Here is a 7,464-nt window from a genome sequence, read left to right as displayed (position 1 = left end):
GACGCCCTCCTCCGCCTTGCAGCTGCACGCACCGGACCCCGCTCGGGTAGGCCATGCGGCGCCCGCGATCCCGGCCGGCCTGATCCGAAAGAAAGGCCCTCGGCCCTCTCGTTCGGATCATGCCGGGGTCGCGGGCCCCGGCACCGCGCCTCGCCGCGTCGTCGTCGGTTGCCACGGCTCCCTCCTCCGCCATGCGATGCACGGCACCGGGGTCGCCGAACCGGATGCGCCCGGCGGCCGACGCCCGCGCGAGGAGCGCCCGTGCGCCCCGGCTACGGCACGTGGCGGCGGGCTCGAAGGGCCAGGCTCAGGGCCAGGACCGTTTGCGGGTCGTCGAGGTCGGTGCCCAGCAGCTCACCGATGCGGGCGAGCCGGTTGTAGAGGGTCTGCCGGTTGAGGTGCAGCTCGCGGGCCGTCTCCGCCTTGCGGCCGGCGTGCGCCAGATAGGTCTCCAGGGTGGGCAGCAGCGGCGGTCGGGAGCGGTGGTCGTGGTCGCGCAGCGGGCCGATCGCGCGGTCGACGAACGCCGCCAGGTCCGGGTGGTCGCGCAGCCGCCACAGCAGCAGGTCGATGTCGAGGCGGCGGGCGTCGTACCAGGGCCGGTCGGTCAGGCCCTGCGCCGCGGTCGCCGTCTCCGCCGCGTGCCGCAGTCCCGCCGAGGCCGCCGCCCAGCCGCCGGCCACGCCGACGACGACCACCGGGGCAGGGGACCCCGGCCGCCGCATCCCGGCGCGCTCCACACCCGCCCGCAGCGCCGCCGCCACCCGGTCCGCGACCGCCGCCCGCTCCGACTCCGAGCGCAGCCCCAGCAGCACCAGCACCCGCCCCTCCACCGGCCGCACACCCAGCAGCACCGGTACGCCCACCGCGGCCAGCTCCTCCGAGACGGCCCGGGCCAGCACCGCCCAGCCCCCGCCGGGGGAGAGGGTGTCCCCGACGCGCATGACCACGGGCAGCAGCGGGCTGTCGCCGGGCTTGAAGCCGAGGACGCGGGCCTGCGCGGGCGCGTCCTCCGCGGCGATCCGGCCCTCGGCGAGGTCGGTGAGGAAGTCACCGCGCCCGCGCGCCGCCAGTTCCTCCTCCTGCCGGGCCTGCATCAGCACCACGGCCAGGATGCCCGCGGCCCGCTCGGCGGCGATCCGGTGCACCGGGGCCAGCGGTGCGCGCACCGGCAGCAGGACGAGACGGGCGCGCACCGAGCCCGTCGTACCGGGTCCGCCGCCGGGCACGTCCACCAGAACCGAACCGGCGGGCGGCGGCGCCTCCTTGTGCGGGCCGCGCAGTCCCTCCCACACCTGGAGCGGGTCCGCGCCCTCGGGTCCGGACCCGGCGGCGTACAGCAGGCGGCCGTCGGCGGTCTCCAGGAACACCGGGTTGCCGCCGAAGTCGGCCAGAATGCCCAGCACCTGCGGCACCCCGCCGCCGCCCAGCAGGGCCTCGGTGCACCGCCGGTGCACCTCCTCCGCCCGCTGGAGCAGCGCGTAGTGGTGGTTGACGATCTCGGTGTGGATCTCCTCGGTCACCGTCACGAACGGCACCTCGCGGTGCAGCTGGACCAGCGGCAGGCCGGCCGTCCGGGCCGTGTCCACCAGGGCGGCGGGCAGCCGGGCGAACCGCGGACCCAGCTCCACGACCAGGGCGGCGATCCCGCGCTCGGCGAGGGTGCGGACGAAGGCCCGCTGCTCGGCCGGGCGGGTGCCCACGCCGTAACCGGTGGTGAGCAGCAGCTCTCCGCCCTTGAGCAGGGAGGCGATGTTCGGCACCTCGCCGGCGTGCACCCAGCGCACGGTACGGCCGAGCCGGTCGGCGCCCGCCAGGATCTCCGGCAGCCCGCTGCGCAGCCCGGGCAGCTCCAGCGCCCGCTGCACGGTGATGCCGGCGCCCCGGGTGTCGAAACGGTGGTCCGTGAGGCTGTCCATGCAGCGGACGCTACCTGCGCAAACGGCCCGAAGACAGGTCCGGCGGCCGGCTACACCGGTCTGATGTTGTGGTTGAAGCGGAACACGTTGTCGGGGTCGTACCGCCGCTTCACCTTCTCCAGGCGCAGGGTGTTGCCGGCGCCCAGGCCCGCCCGGACCCGCTCGGGGCCCTCGTCGCCGATGAAGTTGAGGTGGACGGCGCCCGTGCTCCACGGCCGCAGGCCGGCGCACACGTCCCGCACCCAGCCGGTCGCCCGCTCGTCGTCGGCGGGATCCTCCCAGACGGCGAACGGGTGCGCGGCCCAGGGTGCGTCCCGGTACGGCACCGGGTACTCGCGCGGACCGGCGGCGATCGCCCCGCCCTGCGGGAACAGCAGGTGCCGGCAGCCGGTCGGCACCGGCATGCCGTCCGCGCGGGCGCAGAAGACGTCCACCGACTCGTCCGGCAGCCCGGTCAGGCACTCCGCCGACCAGTGGTTGCGCAGCCCGGACGGGACGTCCAGCATGCACTGCACGTCGGCGTACGGCATGTCTCCGGCCAGCTCCACCTCGTGCGGCAGCGCGAGCAGCGGCGCGGCGAGCTTGCGCAGGTCGTCCTCGGCGCCCGCGTACGTCAGCAGCACCCCGCACAGCGGCCTGCCCACCAGCCCCTGGGGCACGAACTCCGCGGGCGGGCCGCTCCCGTACAGCACCGCGCCGCCCAGCTCGTCGGGCCCGTCGGCGATGACCTCCCGGAAGGTGCGGACCGCGTCGGGGCCGGACTCCGGCAGGTGCAGCAGCAGGACGACGGAGAACTCCGGCAGCTCGTGCAGCCGCAGGGTGAGCGCGGTGGCGACGCCGAAGTTGCCGCCCCCGCCGTGCAGCGCCCAGAACAGCTCGGGATTCTCGTCGGCGCAGGCGTGCACCCGCTCGGCGTCGGCGGTCACCAGCTCGACACCGAGGAGGTTGTCGGCGGCGAGACCGAAGGCACGGTCCAGCCAGCCGGTTCCGCCGCCGAGGACGAATCCGCCGACGCCGGTGGTGGAGACCCGCCCGCCGGTGGTCGCGAGACCGTACGGCTCGGTGGCCCGGTCCAGATGGCTCATCGTGGCGCCGCCCTCGATCCGCACCGCCTCGGCCGCCGGATCGACGCTCACCTCGCGCATCCGGCGCAGGTCCACCACGAGCGCCCCGTCACCGAGCGCCGCGCCGGCCACACTGTGCCCGCCGCCGCGCACCGCGATCGGCAGATCCAGCTCCCGGCCGAAACGGACCGCCCGGACCACGTCGGTCGCGTCCGCGCACTGGGCGATCACGGCCGGCCGCCGGTCGATCACCGCGTTGAAGACGCTGCGGGCCTCGTCGTAACCCGGGTCCGCCGGGGCGAGCACCGCGCCGACCAGATCGTCGCGCAACGCGTCGAGCGCCGCGCCCGCCTTCGAGAGGGGAGCCATGGCCGCCCCCTTCCGGAACAGGGGCCGTCGTCCGCCTCCAGCCTAGGCCCGGTCTCCCGGATCGTGCCCGGGGTCGCGGGCCCGGGCGGGCGCGGTCGTCCGGTCGCGTTCAGCCGCCGTACGCCCCCGAGGCGGTCAGGCGCAGGGCCGTGTCGATCAGCGGGACGTGGCTGAACGCCTGCGGGAAGTTGCCGACCTGGCGCTTCAGGCGGGGGTCCCACTCCTCGGCGAGCAGACCGAGGTCGTTGCGCAGGGAGAGGAGCTTCTCGAACAGCCTGCGGGCCTCGTCGACCCGGCCGATCATCGCCAGGTCGTCCGCCATCCAGAACGAGCACGCCAGGAAGGCGCCCTCGTCGCCCGGCAGGCCGTCGACGCCCGCGTTGTCGCCCTCCGTGGGGTAGCGCAGGATGAACCCGTCCGAGGTGGACAGCTCGCGCTGGATCGCCTCGATGGTGCCGATCACCCGCTTGTCGTCCGGCGGCAGGAAGCCCATCTGGGGGATGAGCAGCAGCGAGGCGTCCAGTTCCCGGGAGCCGTAGGACTGGGTGAAGGTGTTGCGCTCCTGGTCGTAGCCCTTCTCGCACACGTCCCGGTGGATGTCGTCGCGCAGTTCCTTCCAGCGCTCCAGCGGGCCGTCCGCGTCACCGGACTCGATCAGCTTGATGGTGCGGTCCACGGCGACCCAGGCCATCACCTTGGAGTGCACGAAGTGCCGGCGCGGGCCGCGCACCTCCCAGATGCCCTCGTCCGGCTCCTGCCAGTGGTCCTCCAGGTAGCGGATCAGCTTCAGCTGGAGCAGCGAGGCGTAGTCGTTGCGGGCCAGGCCGGTCATGTGACCCAGGTGCAGCGCCTCGGTGACCTCGCCGTACACGTCCAGCTGGAGCTGGTGCGCGGCGCCGTTGCCGACCCGGACCGGGGCCGAGTTCTCGTAACCCGGCAGCCAGTCCAGCTCGGCCTCGCCCAGTTCCCGCTCGCCGGCGATGCCGTACATGATCTGGAGGTTCTCCGGGTCGCCGGCCACCGCCCGCAGCAGCCACTCGCGCCAGGCGCGGGCCTCCTCGCGGTAACCGGTGCGCAGCAGCGAGGAGAGGGTGATGGCCGCGTCGCGCAGCCAGGTGTAGCGGTAGTCCCAGTTGCGGACGCCGCCGATGTCCTCGGGCAGGGAGGTGGTGGGGGCCGCGACGATGCCGCCCGTGGGGGCGTACGTCAGCGCCTTCAGGGTGATCAGCGAGCGGACCACAGCCTCGCGGTACGGCCCGTGGTACGTACAGTGCTCGACCCACTCGCGCCAGAAGGTCTCCGTCGCCTCCAGCGACTGCTCCGGCTCCGGCAGCGGCGGCGGCTGCTTGTGCGAGGGCTCCCAGGAGATCGTGAAGGCGATCCGGTCACCCGGCGCGACCGTGAAGTCCGCGTACGTGGTCAGCGCCTTGCCGTAGGTCTCGGCCTCCGTGTCGAACCACACGGAGTCCGGTCCGGCGACGGCCACCGTGCGGCCCTCGTGCTTGTGCACCCACGGCACCACACGGCCGTAGGAGAACCGCATCCTGAGGGCCGAGCGCATCGGCACCCGGCCGGTGACGCCCTCCACGATCCGGATCAGCTGGGGGGCGCCGTCACGCGGCGGCATGAAATCGGTCACGCGCACCGTGCCGCGCGGGGTGTCCCACTCGGATTCCAGGATCAGCGAGTCGCCGCGGTAGCCGCGTCGGGCGGCCGTGGGCGGCTTGGCGTCGGCCGCGTGCGCCGGGCCGAGCCGCCAGAAGCCGTGTTCCTCGGTGCCCAGCAGGCCGGCGAAGATGGCATGCGAGTCGAAGCGGGGCAGGCACAGCCAGTCCACCGTGCCGTCCCGGCAGACCAGTGCCGCGGTCTGCATGTCTCCGATGAGTGCGTAGTCTTCGATGCGCCCGGCCACGTGCAACTCCAGTCGAACGGCCACGTCACCCCCGCGCAGGGGGATATCGCTTAGTGCGGTCAAGGGGGTCGTTGTTGTGCGTCATTGAGCGGTGAAGCAAAGCAGCCCGCCGAGCCCTGAGGCAAACACGACAGTCTTTGCTCAACGAACTGCCGCGCTCTCGTTGTTCCGGGTGGTGCAGCGGGGGTGTGCCGTCTTTTCCGGCCGGGCTCGGCAGCGAGTGTCCGAGCAGGATACGACGCACGCAGATGATCCGCGCGCCGCTCCGGACAACCCGTGTGGGCCGAACGGGTGACCGGTGGTCGAGAACTGTCCGTAGTGACGTACGTGACGGAGCGGCCCGTGCCCGGGTGTGCGCGCAGCGTGCCCGGGAGCCATCCCGTCCGGGCGCTGATACGCTGGTAGCCCGTGGAGCGGTGGGCGACGAACCCCCGAACCGCAGCGACGGCACCCCGGGCCCTTCCCGTCCGGCAGCCGCCCCGCATCACAGACAGCGACCACGGGAGCCCCCTCTTGGCCATGCCCTCCAAATCCACGACGACCAAGCACATCTTCGTCACCGGGGGTGTCGCCTCCTCGCTCGGCAAGGGGCTGACGGCCTCCAGCCTGGGCATGCTGCTCAAGGCCCGCGGCCTGCGTGTGGTGATGCAGAAGCTCGACCCGTACCTGAACGTCGACCCCGGCACGATGAACCCCTTCCAGCACGGTGAGGTGTTCGTCACGAACGACGGCGCCGAGACCGACCTGGACATCGGCCACTACGAGCGCTTCCTCGACCGCGATCTGGACGGCAGCGCCAACGTCACCACCGGCCAGGTCTACAACACGGTGATCGCCAAGGAGCGCCGCGGCGAGTACCTGGGCGACACCGTCCAGGTCATCCCGCACATCACCAACGAGATCAAGCACCGCATCCGCCGCATGGCGACCGACGAGGTCGACGTCGTCATCACCGAGGTCGGCGGCACCGTCGGCGACATCGAGTCGCTGCCGTTCCTGGAGACCGTCCGCCAGGTCCGCCACGAGGTCGGCCGGGACAACGTCTTCGTCGTGCACATCTCGCTGCTGCCGTACATCGGCCCGTCGGGTGAGCTGAAGACCAAACCCACCCAGCACTCGGTGGCCGCGCTGCGCAACATCGGCATCCAGCCGGACGCGATCGTGCTGCGCTGCGACCGCGAGGTGCCCACCGCCATCAAGCGGAAGATCTCGCTGATGTGCGACGTGGACGAGGCCGCCGTCGTCGCCTGCCCGGACGCCCGCTCGATCTACGACATCCCGAAGACCGTGCACGGCGAGGGCCTGGACGCCTACGTCGTCCGCAAGCTCGACCTGCCCTTCCGGGACGTGGACTGGACGACCTGGGACGACCTGCTCGACCGGGTCCACAACCCCGACCACGAGATCACCCTCGCACTGGTCGGCAAGTACATCGACCTGCCCGACGCCTACCTCTCGGTCACCGAGGCGCTGCGCGCCGGCGGCTTCGCCCACCGCGCCCGGGTGAAGATCAAGTGGGTGACCTCGGACGACTGCAAGACCCCGGCCGGCGCCCAGGCCCAGCTCGGTGACGTCGACGGCATCTGCATCCCCGGCGGCTTCGGCGACCGCGGTGTGCTCGGCAAGGTCGGCGCCATCCGCTACGCCCGCGAGAACAGGATCCCGCTGCTCGGCCTGTGCCTGGGCCTGCAGTGCATCGTGATCGAGGCCGCCCGCAACCTGGCCGGGATCCCGGACGCCAACTCCACCGAGTTCGACCCCGCCACCGGCCACCCGGTCATCTCCACCATGGCCGAGCAGATGGACATCGTCGCCGGCGAGGGCGACATGGGCGGGACGATGCGGCTGGGCATGTACCCGGCCAAGCTCGCCGAGGACTCCATCGTGCGCGAGGTGTACGACGGCAGGGAGTACGTCGAGGAGCGCCACCGCCACCGCTACGAGGTGAACAACGCCTACCGCGCGGAGCTGGAGAAGAAGGCCGGCATCCTGTTCTCCGGCACCTCCCCGGACGGCAAGCTCGTCGAGTACGTGGAGTACCCGCGGGAGGTCCACCCCTACCTGGTCGCCACCCAGGCGCACCCGGAACTGCGCTCGCGGCCGACCCGCCCGCACCCGCTCTTCGCCGGCCTCGTGAAGGCGGCCGTCGAGCGCCAGCAGGCCTGAGGCGCGCGGAAGATCGCGAAGTAGTACACCGGTT

4 protein-coding genes are annotated in these 7,464 nt (G+C 72.7%); 1 reads left to right on the top strand and 3 read right to left on the bottom strand.

The features are described 5' to 3' along the window. Positions 1-272 precede the first annotated feature (272 nt). The 3 genes from ACF1BE_RS23700 to ACF1BE_RS23690 form a co-directional block, all read right to left on the bottom strand. Complete coding sequence (locus ACF1BE_RS23700; RefSeq protein WP_392201010.1) at positions 273-1,919, bottom strand: PucR family transcriptional regulator; 1,647 nt, start codon at positions 1,917-1,919, stop codon at positions 273-275. 50 nt (positions 1,920-1,969) lie between these two features. Beyond that, positions 1,970-3,352, bottom strand: a complete 1,383-nt coding sequence (locus ACF1BE_RS23695; RefSeq protein WP_392201009.1) for an FAD-binding protein — start codon at positions 3,350-3,352, stop codon at positions 1,970-1,972. A gap of 109 nt (positions 3,353-3,461) precedes the next feature. Further along, on the bottom strand, positions 3,462-5,264 hold the full coding sequence (locus ACF1BE_RS23690) for a glycoside hydrolase family 15 protein (protein WP_392201015.1): 1,803 nt from the start codon (positions 5,262-5,264) through the stop codon (positions 3,462-3,464). Between the two features lie 519 nt (positions 5,265-5,783). On the opposite strand from ACF1BE_RS23690, the gene ACF1BE_RS23685 reads away from it, so the two are divergent. Beyond that, positions 5,784-7,430: a CTP synthase gene (locus ACF1BE_RS23685; RefSeq protein ID WP_392201008.1), complete on the top strand. Its 1,647-nt coding sequence runs from the start codon at positions 5,784-5,786 to the stop codon at positions 7,428-7,430. Positions 7,431-7,464: the final 34 nt, after the last annotated feature.

Source organism: Streptomyces sp. NPDC014991, assembly GCF_043080665.1.
GTDB lineage: Bacteria > Actinomycetota > Actinomycetes > Streptomycetales > Streptomycetaceae > Streptomyces.
Note: the sequence above shows the minus strand (reverse complement) of the source record. Positions and strands in the feature narration are given on the sequence as shown.